The organism is Ancylobacter moscoviensis (genome assembly GCF_007559435.1).
GTDB lineage: Bacteria > Pseudomonadota > Alphaproteobacteria > Rhizobiales > Xanthobacteraceae > Ancylobacter > Ancylobacter moscoviensis.
Genome location: NZ_VMBP01000001.1, coordinates 34,366 through 53,170, shown reverse-complemented (window position 1 = coordinate 53,170; position 18,805 = coordinate 34,366). Strand labels below are relative to the sequence as shown.

General features: G+C 70.7%; 18 protein-coding genes. 9 read left to right on the top strand and 9 right to left on the bottom strand.

The genetic code is table 11. The features are described from left to right. Positions 1-85 precede the first annotated feature (85 nt). Both FO470_RS00245 and FO470_RS00240 read right to left on the bottom strand, forming a co-directional pair. Complete coding sequence (locus FO470_RS00245) at positions 86-862, bottom strand: ABC transporter ATP-binding protein (RefSeq protein ID WP_246659425.1); 777 nt, start codon at positions 860-862, stop codon at positions 86-88. Between the two features lie 20 nt (positions 863-882). Beyond that, positions 883-1,938, bottom strand: a complete 1,056-nt coding sequence (locus tag FO470_RS00240) for a FecCD family ABC transporter permease (RefSeq protein WP_144340932.1) — start codon at positions 1,936-1,938, stop codon at positions 883-885. A 285-nt stretch (positions 1,939-2,223) separates the two neighbouring features. Here FO470_RS00240 and FO470_RS00230 point away from each other — a divergent pair, with 285 nt between their 5' ends. Both FO470_RS00230 and FO470_RS00225 read left to right on the top strand, forming a co-directional pair. Next, a complete protein-coding gene (locus tag FO470_RS00230) occupies positions 2,224-3,051 on the top strand; it encodes an alpha/beta hydrolase (protein WP_144340930.1) in 828 nt (275 codons plus the stop codon). A gap of 114 nt (positions 3,052-3,165) precedes the next feature. Beyond that, positions 3,166-3,693, top strand: a complete 528-nt coding sequence (locus FO470_RS00225; protein ID WP_186291784.1) for a disulfide bond formation protein B — start codon at positions 3,166-3,168, stop codon at positions 3,691-3,693. 128 nt (positions 3,694-3,821) lie between these two features. Here FO470_RS00225 and FO470_RS00220 read toward each other — a convergent pair whose 3' ends face one another. The 4 genes from FO470_RS00220 to FO470_RS00205 form a co-directional block, all read right to left on the bottom strand. Then, a complete protein-coding gene (locus tag FO470_RS00220) occupies positions 3,822-4,379 on the bottom strand; it encodes an HNH endonuclease (RefSeq protein WP_186291783.1) in 558 nt (185 codons plus the stop codon). 164 nt (positions 4,380-4,543) lie between these two features. After that, positions 4,544-5,203 (bottom strand): alpha/beta hydrolase, encoded by a 660-nt coding sequence (locus FO470_RS00215; protein ID WP_144340929.1) that lies wholly within the window; start codon positions 5,201-5,203, stop codon positions 4,544-4,546. A gap of 11 nt (positions 5,204-5,214) precedes the next feature. Further along, positions 5,215-7,179 carry a M23 family metallopeptidase gene (locus FO470_RS00210; protein WP_144340928.1) on the bottom strand — a complete coding sequence of 655 codons (1,965 nt, stop codon included), beginning with the start codon at positions 7,177-7,179 and terminating at the stop codon, positions 5,215-5,217. Between the two features lie 270 nt (positions 7,180-7,449). Further along, a complete protein-coding gene (locus FO470_RS00205; protein ID WP_144340927.1) occupies positions 7,450-8,688 on the bottom strand; it encodes a CE1 family esterase in 1,239 nt (412 codons plus the stop codon). Positions 8,689-8,997: 309 nt separating this feature from the next. On the opposite strand from FO470_RS00205, the gene sdhC reads away from it, so the two are divergent. The 7 genes from sdhC (at position 8,998) to FO470_RS00170 (ending at position 14,977) form a co-directional block, all read left to right on the top strand. Beyond that, positions 8,998-9,390, top strand: a complete 393-nt coding sequence (gene sdhC, locus FO470_RS00200) for a succinate dehydrogenase, cytochrome b556 subunit (protein ID WP_144340926.1) — start codon at positions 8,998-9,000, stop codon at positions 9,388-9,390. A gap of 3 nt (positions 9,391-9,393) precedes the next feature. Continuing rightward, on the top strand, positions 9,394-9,792 hold the full coding sequence (gene sdhD / locus FO470_RS00195; protein WP_144340925.1) for a succinate dehydrogenase, hydrophobic membrane anchor protein: 399 nt from the start codon (positions 9,394-9,396) through the stop codon (positions 9,790-9,792). Between the two features lie 7 nt (positions 9,793-9,799). Beyond that, complete coding sequence (gene sdhA / locus FO470_RS00190; RefSeq protein WP_144340924.1) at positions 9,800-11,641, top strand: succinate dehydrogenase flavoprotein subunit; 1,842 nt, start codon at positions 9,800-9,802, stop codon at positions 11,639-11,641. 73 nt (positions 11,642-11,714) lie between these two features. After that, the gene (locus tag FO470_RS00185; protein WP_144340923.1) at positions 11,715-12,497 is read left to right on the top strand and encodes a succinate dehydrogenase iron-sulfur subunit; all 783 of its coding nucleotides are present in this window, start codon (positions 11,715-11,717) and stop codon (positions 12,495-12,497) included. A 19-nt stretch (positions 12,498-12,516) separates the two neighbouring features. Next, positions 12,517-13,413 carry a tRNA glutamyl-Q(34) synthetase GluQRS gene (gluQRS, locus tag FO470_RS00180; RefSeq protein WP_144340922.1) on the top strand — a complete coding sequence of 299 codons (897 nt, stop codon included), beginning with the start codon at positions 12,517-12,519 and terminating at the stop codon, positions 13,411-13,413. Between the two features lie 93 nt (positions 13,414-13,506). Then, complete coding sequence (locus tag FO470_RS00175) at positions 13,507-14,223, top strand: spermidine synthase family protein (RefSeq protein WP_144340921.1); 717 nt, start codon at positions 13,507-13,509, stop codon at positions 14,221-14,223. Positions 14,224-14,278: 55 nt separating this feature from the next. Further along, positions 14,279-14,977: a DUF2161 domain-containing phosphodiesterase gene (locus tag FO470_RS00170; protein WP_186291849.1), complete on the top strand. Its 699-nt coding sequence runs from the start codon at positions 14,279-14,281 to the stop codon at positions 14,975-14,977. Here the strand turns inward: FO470_RS00170 and FO470_RS00165 are convergent. The 3 genes from FO470_RS00165 to FO470_RS00155 all read right to left on the bottom strand — a co-directional run bounded on the left by FO470_RS00165 (position 14,974) and on the right by FO470_RS00155 (position 18,663). After that, a complete protein-coding gene (locus FO470_RS00165) occupies positions 14,974-15,918 on the bottom strand; it encodes an AEC family transporter (protein WP_144340919.1) in 945 nt (314 codons plus the stop codon). The genes FO470_RS00170 and FO470_RS00165 overlap by 4 nt on opposite strands. Positions 15,919-15,921: 3 nt before the next feature. Then, positions 15,922-16,215: a hypothetical protein gene (locus FO470_RS00160; protein ID WP_144340918.1), complete on the bottom strand. Its 294-nt coding sequence runs from the start codon at positions 16,213-16,215 to the stop codon at positions 15,922-15,924. Between the two features lie 219 nt (positions 16,216-16,434). Beyond that, positions 16,435-18,663: a primosomal protein N' gene (locus FO470_RS00155; RefSeq protein WP_144340917.1), complete on the bottom strand. Its 2,229-nt coding sequence runs from the start codon at positions 18,661-18,663 to the stop codon at positions 16,435-16,437. Positions 18,664-18,805 lie beyond the last annotated feature (142 nt).

Below are 18,805 nucleotides of genomic sequence, written 5' to 3'. Positions count from 1 at the left end.
GGGTTTTCTCGAGCGCCGTCATCCCGAGGTGCCCGGCGTTTTGCCGGGCCTCGAAGGATGCCCATCCAGGCGCGCTGTACTGAACCTACACCGCGCGATCCACGATCACCTGCAGGAAGCCGTGCGAGCAGCGCTCGACGCGGGCCTCCACCCGGTAGACGCGGGCCAGCGTCTCCGGGGTGATGGCCGCCTCCGGCGTACCGTCGGCGGCGACGGCGCCGTTCTGCAGGACGACGACGCGCTGGGCGTAGCGGGCGGCCTGGGCGATGTCGTGCAGCACGATGACGACGATGATCGAACGCTCGCGCGCCAGCTCGGCGACGAGCTGCATGACGCGCAGCTGGTGATGGATGTCGAGCGCGCTGGTCGGCTCGTCCAGCAGCAGCACGGCCGGCTCGCGCACGATGGACTGGGCGAGGCTGGCGAGCTGGCGCTGGCCGCCGGACAGCTCGTCGAGGCCGCGCATGGCGAGATCGGAGATGCCGAGCCGCGCCAGCGCGTCGAGCGCGCGGGCATGGGCGTCGGCCGTCGACAGCGCGCCGCCGCGCGAGGACATCAGCGCCGAGAGCGTCGCCTCGAACACGGTGAGCGCTACGCGCTGGGGCAGCGCCTGCGGCATGTAGGTGACGTGGCGGGCATGGCCGGCGACCGAGAGGCCGGTGAGCTCGACGTCGTCGAGGCGGATCGAGCCCTTCGCCGGCACGAGGCCGGCGAGCGCGCGCAGCAGCGTGGTCTTGCCGGCGGCGTTGGGGCCGATCAGCGCCGTCACCGTGCCGCCTTCCAGGGCGGGGAGGTCGAGCGCCTCGATGATCCGGCGGCGGCCATAGCCCACGTGGAGCCCGCCGATGTGGAGCTGCGGCAAGGTTTCACCAGTTCCTTGCATCACAGCCGCTCCCGCCGGGAGAAGATGAGGGCCATGAAGAAGGGCACGCCGATCAGCGCGGTGACGATGCCCACCGGCAGCAGCGCGCCGGGCACGAGGGTCTTCGACGCCACCGAGGCGAGCGACATGATCACCGCGCCGGCCAGCATCGAGGCCGGCAGGAAGAAGCGGTGATCCTCTCCGACCAGCAGGCGGGCGATGTGCGGGGCCACCAGCCCGATGAAGCCGATGGTGCCGACGAAGGCGACGGAGGTCGCCGCCAGCAGGCTCACCCGCAGCAGCGAGAAGAAGCGCAGCCGCGCCACCGAGATGCCGAAGGAGCGGGCCCGGTCCTCGCCGAGGCGCAGCGCCGTCATCCGCCAGGAGGCCTTGAGCGAGAAGGGCACCACGGCGAGCGTGACGAGGCCGAGCACGCCGAGCTTGCCCCAGCTCGCCCGCGACAGGCTGCCCATGCTCCAGAAGACCAGCTGCTGCAGCGCCTCCTGGCTGGCGACGAACTGCACCAGCGCCACCAGCGCGTTGAAGGTGAAGACCAGCGCGATGCCGAACAGCACCAGCGTCTCCACCCCGGTGCCGCGCAGGCCGGCCAGCGACTGCAGCAGCAGCACCGAGCCGAAGGCGAAGAGGAAGGCGAAGGCCGGCAGGTTCCAGTCCGCCGGCAGCAGCGGCAGCCCCACCCCGAGCACCAGTGCCAGCGCCGCGCCGAAGGAGGCGGCGGAGGAGACGCCGAGCGTGAAGGGGCTCGCCAGCGGGTTGTTGAGGATGGTCTGCATCTCCGCCCCGGCGAGCGCCAGCGCGGCGCCGACCAGCACCGCCATCAGCGCATAGGGCAGGCGCACGTCCCAGATGATGACGCGGGCGGGGGCGTCGAGGGCGGCGGGGTGGAGGATGCCGGTGACGACGTCGCCGAGCGGCAGGTTTGAGGGACCGGTGGCGATGTCGAAGAGCAGCGCCACCAGCATGAGGGCGCCGAGCCCGGCGACGATGGCGACCCGCCGACGCACCAGCCGCGCATAGGCGGCGAGTTCTTGCGCGTGTGGGGAAAGCTCGCTCATGACAAGGGTTCTGCATGACCCCGGAGGAGGGGTCAAGTTCCTGCCACGGAAAGGAAATTCCTTAGAGCGGTTCCATTTTGGCGGACGTCTCCTGTCCGGCTGCGGTCCTTTGGTCCGCAGCTGCATCAACACCGTCATGCCCGGGCGTGTCCCGGGCATCCACGCCTTGGCGGCGGCGTGGTATTGGGGCAAAGACGTGGATGGCCGGGACGAGCCCGGCCATGACGTGCGTCTGTTTGCTGTCGATCCGCCCGAAGCTTCCGTCTCCCAGCGCGACCCGAGCCGATGAACCCCGTCACACTGCCCGATGCCGAATGGTTCGACCTTGCGCCGGAGGGCGGGGGGAAGGCGTGGCGGATCTTCCTCGCCCGGCCGCGCGGGGCGGCGCCGGCGGCGGGCTTTCCGGTCGTCGTCATGCTCGACGCCAATGCGGGCTTCGCCACCTTCACCGAGGTGATGCGGCGCGGCGCGGTGCGTCCGCAGGCGACCGGCATCGGCGAGGCGGTGATCGTCGGCATCGGCTATCCCGAGGGCGAGGACCATCGCGCCCGCCGCAGCTTCGACTACACGGCCGGGCCGGGGGCCGAGGGCGGACGGGGCGGCGAGCGGGCGACCGGCGGGCGCGACGCCTTCCTCGCCTTCATCGAGGACACGCTGAAGCTGCGCATCGCGCGCGAGTTGCCGGTCGATCCGGCGCGATACACGCTGTTCGGCCATTCGCTGGCTGGCTGGTTCACGCTCGACGTGATGGCGCGCGACGGCCATGCCTTCCGCAACTACGTCGCGGTCAGCCCGTCCATCTGGTGGGACGAGGCGCGGCTGGTCGCCGGGCTCGCGGCGGAACGTGCGGCGCCGCCCCGTCTCGCGGTGATGGTCGGCGAATGGGAACAAGCGCTCTCGCCCTGGCAGGCGGCGCGGCCGGAGGCCGGCGAGATGGCGGCGCGCCGGGCGCGCCGGGCGATGGTGGACCGGGCACGGGATTATTCCGCGCGGGCGGCGAAGGAACTGGGGCCGGGAGCGCAGGTGTGCTTCGAGCTGATGGCGGGCGAGGACCACGCCTCCATCCTGCCGGCGGCGATGGCGCGGGCGCTGCGCTTCGCGCTGGCCGACTGACGGCTGCCGGGACGGCGCCCGGCCGGAGATGGCTCACACGTGATGATCTTCGTCATTTGCGCCGAAGCCGGCAGCGGCTAGTTGTAGCGCGAACGTTCCAGACCGGGGCCCGCCATGACCAATACGCCGTCCGCCATTTCCCCTCCCTCGTCCGCGGTGCGCAACCGGCTGGTCACGGCGGGGCTCATCGTCGCGGTGATGGGTGCCGGCACGCTGGCGGGGGCCTGGTATTTCCAGCTCGTGGTCGGGCTCGCCCCGTGCCCGCTCTGCCTCGAACAGCGCATTCCCTATTATGTCGGCGTGCCGGTCGCGCTGCTCGGCGTGCTGGCGGCGGCCGGTGGACGGGCCGGGCTGGCGCGCGTCGCGCTCGGCCTTGCCGGCATGCTGATGGCGCTCGGGACGTTCCTCGCCATCTATCATTCCGGCGTCGAATGGGGGCTGTGGGCGGGGCCGACCGCCTGCTCCGGCGCCGGCCCGGCGCTGCAGTCCGGCGACCTGCTCTCCCAGCTCCAGCAGGCGCGCGTGGTGCGCTGCGACGAGGCGCCGTGGCGGCTCTTCGGCCTGTCGCTGGCGGGCTACAACGCCTTCATCGCCGCCGCGCTGACCGTGGTCGCCATGTGGGGCGCCGCCGCGCGCGATTGAGGCTCGCCGTCATGCCCGGGCTCGTCCCGGGCATCCACGATCAGGGACTGGCCAGCGACTGAAAGACGTGGATGGCCGGGACGAGCCCGGCCATGACGTTGTTCCTTCGCGGGGAGGCTCGGCGAGCCTCACGGATCCAGCTCGGTGTCCCAGTAGAGATAGTCGACCCAGCTGTCGTGCAGGTAGTTCGGCGGGAAGTGGCGGCCGTTCTGGTGCAGGTCGAAGACGCTCGGCTGGAAGGGGCGCTGGCGCGGGATCATGTGCGCCTCGGCCGGCATCAGGCTGCCCTTGCGCAGATTGCAGGGCGAGCAGGCGGCGACGACGTTGTCCCAGGTGGTCTGGCCGCCGCGCGAGCGCGGGACGACGTGATCGAAGGTGAGGTCGTCGCGCGAATCACAGTACTGGCAGGTGAAGCGGTCGCGCAGGAAGACGTTGAACCGGGTGAAGGCGGGCTGGCGCGCCGGTCGGATGAACGCCTTGAGCGAGACGACGCTCGGCAGGCGCATCTGGAAATTGGCGCTGGAGACCTGCCGCTCGTAATATTCGACGATGTTCACCCGGTCGAGGAACACGGCCTTGATCGCGTCCTGCCAGGACCAGACCGACAGCGGGTAGTAGCTCAACGGCCGGTAATCGGCGTTGAGCACGAGGGCAGGCCAGGCACCCGGAGACAAAGTCGCCGTCAACGCTCGCTCCCTGCTTGAAGCGCCGCCAACGGCTGAATCGGCGCCGCTCGACGCACGGCGATAGTCTATATGTAGCGTGTCAATCTTGTGAAGCGCCTGCATGCATTCCGTCGCGATGCGCGCCGAGGTGAGGCGTGCGGGACGCAGCGGGACGCCGGCGCCGGTCAGGCGAGGATTTCGGCGAGGAAGTTGCCGGCGAGCGTCAGCCCCGTCCGGTCGATGCCGTGGGCGAGGCCGTTGGACAGGTGCGCGCGGACCGTGATGCCCCGCGCCTGAAGGCTTTCCACCGCCCGGGGCAGCGCCACCGGCGGCACGACCTGATCGAGATCGCCATGGATCAGCAGCACCGGCGGGCGGCTGGTGATCTGCGCGTCGAACTCCGCCATGGCGCGCTCCGGCGCCAGCACGTGGATGCCGGAGAAGCCGACGATGCCGGCGGGGGCGACCTTACGGCGCAGGCCGGTGTGGAGCGCCATCATCGTGCCCTGGCTGAAGCCGACCAGCGCGAGGCGCGAACCGGGAAGGCCGAGGCGCGCCAGCTCGGCGTCGAGGAAGGCGTCGAGCGCGGGGTGGGCGGCCTGCACGCCGATCCAGCGCTCGCGGTCGTCGCGCTCCACATAGCCGAACCATTGCCGGCCGACCGGCCCGATGGCGAGCGGCTCGGGCGCGTGGGGGGAGACGAAGGCGGCGTCGGGTACCAGAGGGCCCCAGTAGTCCGCGAGATCGATCAGGTCGCGCCCGTCGGCGCCGTAGCCGTGCAGCAGCACGACGAGGGACGTTGCCGGCTTGCCGGAACGGGGGGAGACACGCGGGCCGTCGAGCATCGGCGGCCGGATCAGTTGGTGCCGTCGTCGCTCGAGCCGCCGGAAGCGACGCGGGCGGCGGGGCCGTGGTTGAGCAGCGTGTCGACGCGCTCGCGCTCGTCCTCGAAGCCGACGAGGATCCGTCCGTCGAGGGCGCGGCCGCGCGGCAGGCGGATGCGCATGGGATCGACGAAGCGGCCGTTCACCAGCACCTCGTAGTGCAGATGGGCGCCGGTGGAGAGGCCGGTGGAGCCGACATAGCCGATGAGCTGGCCCTGACGGACCCGCAGCCCCTCGCGGATGCCCTTGGCGAAGCCGGACTGGTGCGAATAGGTGGTGACGTAGCCGTTGGCGTGCTGGATCTCGATGCGGCGGCCATAGCCGGAGGTCCAGGCGGCCTTCTTGATGGTGCCGTTGCCGGCGGCGTAGATCGGCGTGCCCGTGCGGTCGGCCCAGTCGACGCCCGAATGCAGGCGGCTGTAGCCGAGGATCGGGTGGCGGCGCATGCCGAAGCCCGAGCGCATGATGCCGCCGGAGAGCGGCTTGCGGACGAGGAATTTCTTCGCGCTCTTGCCGTTCTCGTCATAGAAGTCGATCAGCCCGTCGTCGGGCGTCTGGTAGCGGTAATAGCGCCGCTCCTCGCCGCCCACGGTGAGGCCGGCGAACAGCACGCCGCCGGCGCCGCCCGCCTCGTCCGGTTCGTAGATCACCTCGAACGAATCGCCGGCGCGCACCGGGCGCTCGAAATCCACGTCGAAGGAATAGACGCGGATCATGCTCTCGATGACGGGACGCGGCACCTCGTGGCGCAGCGCGGTCTCCCAGATGCTGTCATAGAGGGTGATGCGCCCGCCGCCTTCCTCGTCGGCGTCGTCCGGGGCGACGTCGGCGACCTGCATGTCGGCGGTTTCCTGCACCGGCAGGTAGCGGCCGAGATCGGAGAGCGCGACCGTGCCCTGATGCCCGCTGTCGCCGAACACGGCGATGCGCGCCGGCATCACCTCGCCGCTGGTGTTGTCGAGCAGCACCTTCAGGCGCAGGCCGGCGGCAAGGCGGCCCTGCAATTCGCGCGGGCCGAAGGCGGCGGCGGCGGCGCGGGCATTGTCGCGGGAGACGCCGAGATCGGCGAGGATGGAGGCGACGGTGTCGCCCGCCTTGGCGACGACGGTGCGCTCGGACCAGTCATTACCGCCGGAGGTGTCCTCCGCCGACTTGCCGACCGAGGAGACGTTCTCGGGCTGCTGCAGCGCGTTGAGCGGATCGGCGGCGCCCGAGGGCGCGTAGGCCATGGCGCCGAGGCCGGGCAGGACGGGCGCCCGGCTGTCGGCGGCCGGCAGGCTGAATTCGGCGCTCTCGCGCACCTTCATCAGCACGTCTTCCATCGGCAGTTCGGCGGCGAAGCGGGTGCTCGGCGGCAGGTCGGAGATGTCGCGCACGACGATGGTGAGGTCGCCGGTCGGCTCGGCCTGCCCGGCATCGGCGTCGCCGGCGTCGGAGGATTCGGCGATCAGCTTGGCCGGGTTGAAGCGCGGCACGTCGACCGAGGCGGAGGTGACCGACTGGGCGAGGTTGCTCGCCACCTTGGTGACGGCGCGGACCTTGATCACCTCGCGGTCGCCGTCCTTCGCCGTGGTGGCGAGGCGCAGCGTCTGGCGGGCGCTGAAGCTCTCGGAGAGGATCGACATACGGTCGCCCTTGCGGGCGACGTTGGAGGGGCGCTCGCCGGCGGCCAGCGCGCCGCGCAGGGCGGAGCGCACGGTTTCCGGCGTCTGGGCGAAACGGTACTCGCCGTCGAGCGCGGCATAGACCGCGCCACCCATCAGGGCGGCGCCGCAGATGCCGGTCAGCAGCGTGGCCATCAGCCAGCGGATCGAGATGCGGCGGCGGTTGATCGGCTCCTCGGCATCGCCGTCGACGCCGAGCGGGGGCTCGTCGCCGAGGTCGAACGCCGCGACATGCGAATGTCTTCCGCCTGCTGGTCCGCGTCTGGTCTCCAACAAGCTTCCCCGCGTTCCCCAACGTCCCGGTGGCGGCCGATGCCGGCTCCGGGCGCCTGTGCGACTTGGCGTCCGCCGGGGCGGACGCGACGATGTGTGGTTCGGTCTTACCCCCGGGCGGGGCAGGGCGGCGACGATGCCGTCCACGGCCGATGCCGTCAACCCGCCGGCACGACGAATCGCCCGGCGCCGGTGACGGGACGGCGATCTAGACCGCGGCTCACGGCAAAAGCATGGCGGGACGGGCGATTGACCGGGGTGTGCGGGGTTTTACCGGGGGATCGTGGTGCGCTCGCGCAGGGGCGAAGGGGGCGGCAGCGGTACCGCGGTGGCGACGCGGGAGACGGCAGAGGTGTGGGAGACGGCCTGCCCATTGCCGGCCGGCTCGCCGCCATCCTGCGGCGCGATGCCCTGCCAGGCGGTGGCGGGCGAATCCGGGTTGCGCAGGATGGGCGCGGCATCGGCGGCGGGAGCCGGCGTCGGCGCCATGGCGAGGGCGGTAGTGGGCGGGGACGCCATGGGCGCCACAGACGGGGCAGCCGTGGCGGCGACCCGCGGCTCGGCGGCTTCGGGCGCCCGGTCGGGCGCGGATCTGGGAGCGCCGAAGCGCTTGAAGAAGGCCCAGATCTCCTGCGGCGCGTCGAGGCCGCTGCGGCGCGGGCCGAGCAGCACGCTGGCGAGGGCGTCGACCGCGCCGGTCGACTGCGAGGGCGGCTGGTGGCCGCCGGCGATCTCGTAATAGGCGACCGCCGCGCCCGGCGCGCAGCGCTCCCAGCGCCAGATGCGGGCATGCGGCGCGCTGGTCTGCTGGGGGGCGGCGCAGCCGTCGAGCCGGGCGAACAGCGAGGCGGTGGACGAGGCCGACATCAGCCGGGCGCCGGGCGTCGGGCGGCCGAACATCGGCACGATGGGGTCGTAGGTGCCGTTCATCAGCAGGATCGGCACCGGCTTCGAGGGCTTGCAGGACTGCGCGTAGCCGACCGGCACGGTCATCATCAGCGCGGCATAGGCGGCGAATCGCTCGGCATAGCGGCAGGCGACGAAGGCGGTGAGGAAGCCGCCATTCGAGAAACCCATGAGATAGGCGCGGCCGGGATCGGCGATGCCCTCGGCGGCGAGCCGGTCCAGCACGTCGAGCACGAAGCGGCCGTCGTCGCGCCGGTGCAGCAGCGGCAGGAAGCCGGCGATGGAGCTGCGCCCGTCGTTCCACAGGAGATTGAGGCCCTTGGGATAGGCGACGACGAAGCCCTCGCGGTCGGCTACCGCGTCGAGGTCGAGGTAGCGCTGCATCATGCCGGCCGGCTGGAGGGCGCCGTGCAGGGCGATCACCAGCGGCTTCGGCCCCTCCGGCGCGCCCTTGGGGATGTGCAGGATGTATTCGCGCTTGATGCCGCCGGAGACGACGGTGCGCACCGTGTCGGCGGCCCGTGCCGGGGCGGCGGCGCAGACGAGCGCGAGGGAGGCCGCGAACAATGCGCCGATCAGGAAGCTGGGTTTCGCGAAATGCATAAGCTACGCAACCTCGACACGGCGGGTTTCGCGGAAACCCATTCAGACGGCGGATTTTCGCCAATTAAATGGCGAAGATGGTTAACGCCCCGTCATCGCACCGGTTGGCGCCGGTCCGGCCCGGCGTCCGAATACCGACGATAGGGGGATGCGCGGCACCCGGCCGTTGGGCTAGGGTGGGTTGCTGCGGCGCAACCGGGACAATGGGCGCTGCGGGAGGAACGATAGACGCCACCTTTGGAATGATTGCGAACTGCAATCGTTTCCGCTACGCACACAACATATTCCTGAGTGATCTGGGACACCGACATGGCAGGAGCGGCCGAGCGGCCTCTTTCCCCGCATCTGCAAATCTACCGCCCGATGCTGACGATGATGATGTCCATCGTGCACCGCATCACCGGCGTGGCGCTGTATTTCGGCACCTTGTTGCTCGTGATCTGGCTCATCGCCGCCGCGAGCTCTCCCGAGGCATTCGACCTCGTGAACGGAATCTACGGCAGCTGGATCGGCCTCATCGTGCTGGTCGGCTACAGCTGGGCGCTGATCCATCACGCGATCGGCGGCATACGTCATTTCATCTGGGACACCGGCGCGGGCTTCGGCCCGGAGGCGCGCGAGCTTATGGCCAAGCTGACGATCGGCGGTTCGATCGGGCTGACCGTGCTGCTCTGGATCGCCATCTGGCTGGTGAAGGGCTGAAGCATGAGCACCTCTTCCGGTTCTTCCATGCGCACCCCGCGCCGGCGGGTTGCCGGCCTCGGTTCGGCGCGCTCCGGCACCGGCCATTTCTGGCTGCAGCGCGTGACCGCGCTGTCCAATCTCATCCTGATCCTCATCGCGCTGCCGATCGTCATCTGCGTGGCGGGGCAGGGGCACGCGGCGACCGTCGCGACGCTCGGCCACCCGCTGGTCGCGATCGTGCTGCTGCTGCTGCTGTTTTCGGTGACGTTCCACATGCGCATCGGCATGCAGGTGGTGATCGAGGACTACGTGCATTCCGAGGGCGTGAAGGTACTCGCGCTCATCGCCAATACCTTCTTCACCATCGCGGTTGGCAGCGCCGGGGCGTTCGCCATCCTCAAGATTAGTTTCGGAGGCTGAGGGACCGATGGCCGAGACCATCTCCGCCAATGGCGCCGCCGACGGCGCCTCGGTGAACGGCGCCGCCTATCCGATCACCGATCACACCTATGACGTCGTGGTGGTGGGCGCCGGCGGCGCGGGCCTGCGCGCCGTGGTGGGCTGCTCGGAAGCCGGGCTGCGCACCGCCTGCGTGACCAAGGTCTTCCCGACCCGCTCACACACCGTCGCGGCGCAGGGCGGCATCGCCGCCTCGCTCGGCAACATGGGCACCGATGACTGGCGCTACCACATGTACGACACCGTGAAGGGGTCGGACTGGCTGGGCGACCAGGACGCCATCGAATATCTCGTGCGCCACGCGCCGGCCGCCGTCTACGAGCTGGAGCACTGGGGCGTGCCGTTCTCGCGCACCGAGGAAGGCAAGATCTACCAGCGCCCCTTCGGCGGCATGACGATCGACTACGGCAAGAGCCCGGCGCAGCGCACCTGCGCCGCCGCCGACCGCACCGGCCACGCCATCCTGCACACGCTCTACGGCGCGGCGCTGAAGCACTCGGCCGAATTCTTCATCGAGTATTTCGCGCTCGACCTGATCATGGACGATGACGGCCGCTGCCGCGGCCTCGTCGCCCTGAAGATGGACGACGGCACCCTGCACCGCTTCCGCGCGCAGACGGTGATCCTCGCCACCGGCGGCTATGGCCGCGCCTATTTCTCCGCCACCTCGGCGCACACCTGTACCGGCGACGGCAACGCCATGGTGCTGCGCGCCGGCCTGCCGCTGCAGGACATGGAGTTCGTGCAGTTCCACCCGACCGGCATCTACGGCTCGGGCTGCCTGATCACCGAGGGCGCGCGCGGCGAGGGCGGCTACCTCACCAATGCCGAGGGCGAGCGCTTCATGGAGCGCTACGCCCCCTCCGCCAAGGACCTCGCCTCGCGCGACGTCGTCTCCCGCTCCATGACCATGGAGATCCGCGAGGGACGCGGCGTCGGCAAGAACAAGGACCACATCTACCTGCACCTCGACCATCTCGACCCGGCGATCCTGCACGAGCGCCTGCCGGGCATTTCCGAGAGCGCGAAGATCTTCGCCGGCGTCGACGTGACCAAGGAGCCGATCCCGGTCCTGCCGACCGTGCACTACAACATGGGCGGCATTCCCACGAACTTCCACGGCGAGGTCGTCACCAAGAAGGACGGCAACCCGGACCATGTGGTGCCCGGCCTGATGGCGGTGGGCGAATGCGCCTGCGTGTCGATCCACGGCGCCAACCGGCTCGGCTCGAATTCGCTGACCGACCTCGTGGTGTTCGGCCGCGCGGCGGCGCTGCGCTGCGCCGACATCCTCACCCCCGGCGACAAGCAGCCCGAGCTGCCGGCGAACTCCGCCGAGCTGGCGCTTTCGCGCCTCGACCACTTCCGCAACGCCCATGGCGGCACGCCGACGGCCGAGCTGCGCCTCTCCATGCAGAAGGTGATGCAGAACAACTGCGCCGTCTACCGCACCGGCGATGTGCTGCAGGAAGGCCGCAAGCTGATCGCCGAGGTGTTCGCCGGCACGAGCGACATCGACGTGACCGACCGCTCGCTGATCTGGAACTCAGACCTCATCGAGACGCTGGAGTACGACAACCTGATCGCGCTGGCGACGGTGACGATGGAAAGCGCGGCCGCCCGCACGGAAAGCCGCGGCGCCCATGCGCGCGAGGACTTCCCCGAGCGCGACGACGCCAACTGGATGAAGCACACGCTGGCCTTCGTCGATTTCGACAAGCAGGCGGTGACGCTCGACGAGCGCCCGGTGCACACCTACACGCTGTCGAACGACATCCAGTACATCGAGCCGCGCAAGCGCGTTTACTGACCCGAGCGCCCGCGCATCCGGCGCGGGCGGGACTTCGCTTTTCGAGAGCCGTCTTCGAAGGACACCTTCCGCCATGGTCCAGCTGACCCTGCCGAAGAACTCGCAGATCACCGAAGGCAAGGTGTGGCCCAAGCCCGCCGGCGCCAACCGGCTGACCGAGTACCGCATCTATCGCTGGAACCCCGACGACGGGAAAAACCCGAGCGTCGACACCTATTACGTCGACCGCGACGATTGCGGCCCGATGGTGCTGGACGGCCTCATCTACATCAAGAACAAGGTCGATCCGACCCTGACCTTCCGCCGCTCCTGCCGCGAGGGCATCTGCGGCTCCTGCGCGATGAACATCGACGGCACCAACACGCTCGCCTGCCTCAAGAGCATGGACGACGTGGACGCCTCGGCGGTGAAGATCTACCCGCTGCCGCACATGCCCGTCGTGAAGGACCTGGTGCCGGACCTCACCCAGTTCTACGCCCAGCACGCCTCGGTGGAGCCCTGGCTGCACACCGAGACGCCGGCCCCGGAGAAGGAATGGCGGCAGGGGCGCGGCGACCGCGAGAAGCTCGACGGGCTCTACGAGTGCATCCTGTGCGCGTGCTGCTCGACCTCCTGTCCGAGCTACTGGTGGAACGGCGACCGCTATCTCGGCCCGGCGGCGCTGCTGCAGGCCTATCGCTGGCTGATCGATTCGCGCGACGAGGCGACCGGCGACCGGCTGGACGACCTGGAAGACCCGTTCCGGCTCTATCGCTGCCACACCATCATGAACTGCGCCAAGGCCTGCCCGAAGGGGCTGAACCCGGCCAAGGCGATCGCCGAGATCAAGAAGATGATGGTGGCGCGCCAGTTCTGAGGCGTTACACCAGCGGGCGATGAACGACAGCATCCGCCCCACCTTCCGCTTCGCGCCGAGCCCGAACGGGCTGCTGCATCTCGGCCATGCGCGTTCGGCGCTGATCAACGACGCGATGGCGCGCGCCGCCGGGGGGCGGCTGCTGCTGCGCATCGAGGACATCGACGCCGCGCGCTGCCGGCCGGAATACGAGGCGGCGATCCTTGAGGATCTTGCCTGGCTGGGCCTCGCCTGGGAGGCGCCGGTGCGCCGGCAGTCCGAGCACATGGCGGACTACCGGGCGGCGCTGGAGAGGCTCGCCGGCATGGGCCTCGTCTATGCGAGCTTCGAGAGCCGGAGCGCGATCCGCCGCGCGGTGGCGGAGCGGCCGGGCTGGCCGCGCGACCCGGACGAGGCGCCGCTGTTTCCGTTCTCCCGCGCGACGATGAGCGAGGAGGAACGGGCGCGGCGGCAGGCGGCGGGGGAGCCCTATGCGCTGCGGCTCGACATGAAGCGGGCGGCGGCGCTGGCCGGGCCGCTGGACTGGCGGGAGATCGGCTGGCGGGAAGCGGGTGAGACGACGGTCGCGGCCGATCCGCTGGCCTGGGGCGACGTGGTCATCGCCCGCAAGGAGATGCTGACCAGCTATCACCTCGCCGTGGTGGTGGACGACGCGCTGCAGGGCGTGACCCATGTGGTGCGCGGCGCGGATCTGAGGGCGGCGACGTCCGTGCACCGGCTGCTGCAGAGCCTGCTCGGCCTGCCCGCGCCGCTTTACACCCATCATGGGCTGCTGCTCGACGGCGAGGGGCGCAAGCTGTCCAAGTCGATCGGCTCGCAATCGCTGCGCGCGCTGCGGGAGGGCGGGATGGAGCCGGATGAGGTGCGCCGGCTGGCGGACGTCTGCCCGAGCGGCGCCGGCTCTCGCTCCGGGTAGCGGCGCCGCCGGCCGGAAGGGCGGGTGGGATGGACTTGTCCGGTCCCCCCGATCGGCGCTACCCAGACGGGCCATGCCGCAACGGGTTGCCCGATGATTCCCTGGACCCTGCTCGATACCGCGAAAGTGCCGGACGGGTTCGGCGAGCTGCGCCTGAAGCGGCGCGGCGACGAGTTCTCCATCATGGCCGGCGCCACGGAGCTGATGAACAGCCGCCTCAGCGGCTCGGAACAGGCGCTCGCCACGCTGGTCTGCGCGCGGCTGGGGCCGCGCCCGGCGTTGCGGCTGCTGATCGGCGGGCTCGGCATGGGCTTTACGCTGCGCGCCGCCCTGAACGAGGTCGGCGGCGATGCGCAGATCGTGGTCGCGGAGCTGGTGCCGGCGGTCGTCGCCTGGGCGCGCGGGCCGATGGCGGAGATTTTCGGGACAAGTCTGAGCGATCCGCGCGTCAGCCTGTTCGAGGGCGATGTCGCCGGCCTGATCGGCGACGGCCGCGCGACCTATGACGCGATCCTGCTCGATGTCGACAACGGGCCGGGCGGGCTGACCCGCGCGGCCAATGACGGTCTCTACAGCCCGGCCGGGCTCGGCGCGGCCCGCGCGGCGCTGCGCCCCGGCGGCGTGCTGGCGGTCTGGTCCTCGGCGCCGGACCATGATTTCACCGCGCGGCTTCGGCGGGCGGGGTTCGGCGTGGAGGAGGCGCGCGTGCGGGCCAATGGCCGGGGCGGCGGCGCGCGCCATGTGATCTGGCTCGCCACCCGGAAGACCGCATCGGCGGGCCGCGGAAGATCCTCCCCGACCCACGGCTGACGCCTCTTCATCCTTGTCGGCCGGATTGCCGGCCGGCCCGAGCGGAGTTCCGATCCTGGAGACCTCTCTCTATCTGCCGGTCAAACGGTTCCTCGAAGGGCTCGGCTTCTCCGTCAAGGGGGAGATCGGAAGTTGCGATCTGGTCGCGCTCCCGCAGGACGGCACGCCGCTCGTGGTCATCGGCGAGATGAAGCTCAGCTTCAATCTGGAGCTGGTGCTTCAGGCGGTCGATCGGGCCGCCGCCTGCGACGAGGTGTGGCTGGCGGCGCGTGCCTCGTTGCGCGGAAAGGGGCGCGAGAGCGACTCGCGATTCCGCAACCTGTGCCGCCGGCTGGGGTTCGGCATGCTCGCCGTATCGCCCGCCGGCGAGGTGGAGATCGTCGTCAGCCCGGTCGCACCGATGCCGCGCAAGGATCCGCGCCGCCGCTCGCGGCTGGTGGAGGAGCATCGGCGGCGGCGGGGGGATCCGGTTGCCGGCGGCGGCTCGCGCGCGCCGATCATGACCGCCTACCGGCAGCAGGCGCTGGCCTGTGCGGCGGCCATGGCGGCGGGGCCGCGGCGTCCGCGTGAGCTGCGCGCGCAGGCGCCGGATGCCGGGAAAATCCTGCTCGACAACGTCTATGGCTGGTTCGCGCGCACCGAGCGGGGCGTCTATGCCCTTACGCCGGCGGGACATGAGGCGCTGGCGCGTTGGCCGCAGCCGGACGATGCGCTCACGGCGGCCACGCCCCCGCGCGACGATTCCGCGACCTAGCTCACCCCGAGAATCAGGAACCAGACCGTCACGGTGAACAGGCTCGCGGCAGTGGATAGCGACACGGCGCTGGCCGAGGCGGTGACGCCGGCCTTGTAGCGCTGCGCCAGCAGATAGGCGTTGATGCCGCAGGGCATGGCGGCGAAGACCACCGCCACGTCCGCCCAGACCGGCGGCATGGGCAGCAGGCGTGTCAGCACATAGACGATGGCGGGGTGCACCACGAGCTTCAGCGCGGTGATGACCACGGCGGGGCCGATGTCGCCGCGGATCGGGTAGCGATGCAGGGCGAGGCCGAGCGAGACCAGCGCGCAGGGCACCGCCGAGGCGGCGAGCATGTCCAGCGTCTGCTTGAGCACGCCGCCGGGCACATAGCCGACGACCTTGGCGATGCCGCCGGCATAGATGCCGATGAGGATGGGATTGAAGGCGAGCATCCGGCCGAGCCGGCGCAGCGTGGCGAGCGAGACGCCCGCCGCGGCGCCTTCCGCCAGCACGGTCGCCACCACCATCATGATCGGCAGGTGGATGGCGATGAGCAGGAAGAGCGGCACCGCGCCCTCCGGCCCGAAGGCCTGGAGGATCAGCGGCACGCCGACGAACACGGTGTTCGCCTGGCCCGACGTGAAGCCGTGGATCACCGCTTCGGTGTGGGCGCGCCCGAAGACGCGGCGCGCCACCGTCATGCCGATGGCGAAGACGATGAAGGCGCCGGTGAAATAGGCGATCCAGTAGCCCCAGGGCTGGCCTTCCTCGGGCAGCCGTGCCTCGGCCAGCGTCTTGAAGATGAGCACCGGCACGGCCAGCCCGAACACGTATTCGGACAGGCCCTCCGCCGCGCGTTCACGCAGGTGGCCGGAGAGCGAGGCGACGAAGCCGAGGCCGATGAGCCCGAAGACCGGCGCCACGACGAGGGCGATGGCGCCGAGCTGGGTCAGCATGGTTCAGGCTGCCGCTTCCACAATGGCGCTCGAGACGAGATGGGAGGTGCGCACCGGCACCATCACGTCGATGCGCGCCCACAGGCGCTCGGCGATTTCGGGGGAGGCGACGAAGGCGATCTCCGCCCGCATGTCGCCGAGATCGGCCGGGTCGATCCTGCCGTCCGGCGGACCGTCGAGCCGGATGCGGGTCGGCTGGACGTCGTGGACGGCGAAGGGTTCGAGCAGGCGGAGCATGAGATTGGGATGGGCATCGGCCTCGACGACGAGGCGATGGCGATAAAGGCCGGCGTTCATGGCTAGCGTCCGATGACGAGAATTCGGGAAGGCGTGCGTTCAGAAATCCCGGCCGAGCCTGTCGGCCGGGCGACGAATTCGCCGTCCCGCGCGAATGAGCGCGCTCTCGTTCGTGACCTTCATCATGGAGGGGGAAGCTAGGCGCCGGCCGCCGGTTCGTCAATGGCTTCGGGCAAGGGGTATGGGGCAGGGCGGGCACGGGGCCAGGGCGGGCGCCGGCTAGAGGAAGCTCTGCGGATCGATGTCGATCTCGACGCGCAGATTTCCCGTCGCGCGCGGCGCGCCCGCCATCCACGCCCGGACATAGGCGGAAAGGTCGAACAGGCGGGCCGAGCGCGCCAGCAGGCGGTAGCGATGGCGCCCGCGCACCAGCGCCAGCGGCGCCTCGGCCGGGCCGAGCACGCGCACCTCCCCGGTGAAGGGCGAGCAGGCGGCGAGCGCGCGGGCGTGCGCCTGCGCGGCGTGCGGATCGGTGCCGGAGACGATGAGGGCGGCGAAGCGGGCGAAGGGCGGCAGATGCGCCTCCTCGCGCACGCCGATCTCGCGGTCGTAGAAGGCGTCGCGGTCACCCGCCACCAGCGCCTGCATCACCGGATGCTCCGGCATGTAGGTCTGCAGGAAGGCCCGGCCCTCCATCTCGTGGCGGCCGGCGCGGCCGGCGACCTGATGCAGGAGCTGGAAGGTGCGCTCGGCCGCGCGGGGGTCTCCGTGCCCCAGCCCGACATCGGCGTCGATGACGCCGACCAGCGCGAGGCCGGGGAAGTTGTGGCCCTTGGCGACGAGCTGGGTGCCGATGATGATGTCGACCTCGCCATCCTCGATCGCCTTCAGCTCGGCGCGCAGCCGCTCCACCCCGCCGGCGAGGTCCGAGGAGAGCACCTGCAGGCGGGCCTCCGGCATGAGCTTGGCCGCCTCCTCGTGCAGCCGCTCGACGCCGGGGCCGCAGGGAATGAGCGAATTGGGCTCGTGGCAGTTCGGGCATTCGGTGGGAACGGGCGTGGCGTAGCCGCACTGGTGGCATTCGAGCCGGCGGCGGAAGCGGTGTTCGACCAGCCAGGACGAGCAGGAGGGGCATTTGATGCGGTGGCCGCAGGCGCGGCACAGGGTGAGCGGGGCATAGCCGCGCCGGTTGAGGAACAGCAGCGCCTGCCCGCCGGCCTCGATGGTGCGCTCCATCTCCTGCGCGAGGCGCGGGGCGATCCACTGGCCGCGCGGCGGCCCCTCGCGGCGCAGGTCGATGGGCTCGAGGCGGGGCACCTTCGTGCCGGCGAAGCGCTCGGGCAAAGCGAGGCGGGTGTAGCGGCCGCGCCGGGCGTTCACCTCGGTCTCGATGGAAGGGGTGGCGGAGACGAGGGCGACGGTCGCCGCCTCCAGCCGCGCGCGCACCACCGCCATGTCGCGGGCATGGTAGTGCACGCCGTCTTCCTGCTTGTAGGCGTTGTCGTGCTCTTCGTCGACGAGGATGAGGCCGAGGTCGGCGAAGGGCAGGAACAGTGCCGAGCGCGCGCCCGCCACCACGCGGACCTCGCCGGAGGCGACGCCCTTGAAGACGCGCCCGCGCCGCTTGGTCGACACCGCCGAATGCCATTCCGCCGGGCGCACGCCGAAGCGGCGGGCGAAACGGTCGAGGAACGCCTGGGTGAGGGCGATTTCCGGCATCAGGATCAGGGTCTGCCGGCCCTGGCGGATGGCCTCGGCCACCGCCTCGAAATAGGTCTCGGTCTTGCCGGAGCCGGTGACGCCGTCGATCAGGAAGGGCTGGAAGGCGCGGGCCTTCACCGCCGCGACGAGGCGGGTGGCGGCCTCGGCCTGCGCGGGCAGCAGCTCGGGGCGGGAATGATCGGGATCGGGAGCTTCGGCGGCGGGCTCGGGGGGCAGCACGACGGTCTCCAGCACGCCGTCGTCGACGAGCCCGTCCACCACCGAGGGCGACACGCCGGCCTCGCGCGCGGCGTCGCTCTTGGAGCGCACGAAGCCGTCGAGCAGCGCGGCGATGACCCTCTCGCGCGCGCTGGTGCGGCGCTCCGGGCGACGCTCGGTGAGGCGCACGCCGGTGCGCTCGCGGGCGATGCCGGCGCTCTCGTCATGGCGCAGGGCGAGGCGCAGGACCATGCCGGGCGGCGTCACGGTGTAATCGGCGATCCAGCGGATGAAGGCGATCATCGCGGGTCGGAGCGGGGCGACGTCGTATTTGCGCTGGATCGGCTTGAGCCTGGCCGGATCGACGGGCTTCGGGCTTTCCCTGGGGTCTTCCGTCCGCGGCCACACGCAGCCGAGCATGTGGCGGGTGCCGAGCGGCACCACCACGATATCGCCAACCGCCACCTCTATGCCCTCCGGCACCCGGTAGGAATAGGCCGAGCCCACCGCCACGGGCAGCAGGACGTCGACGACGCGCACGTGCGACGGGAAGAGGGAGGGGGAATCGGCGGGGCGAGTATCCGGCATGGGAGGCTTCATAGCGCATCGGGGCGCCTTGCGGGATGACGGCCCGTTGAGCAAGACAACGTCATGGCCGGGCCAAGCCCGGGGCATGACGGCGCAAGGGGTAGCATCGGTCTACGAAACTTAAGGAAGATGCGGCACGATT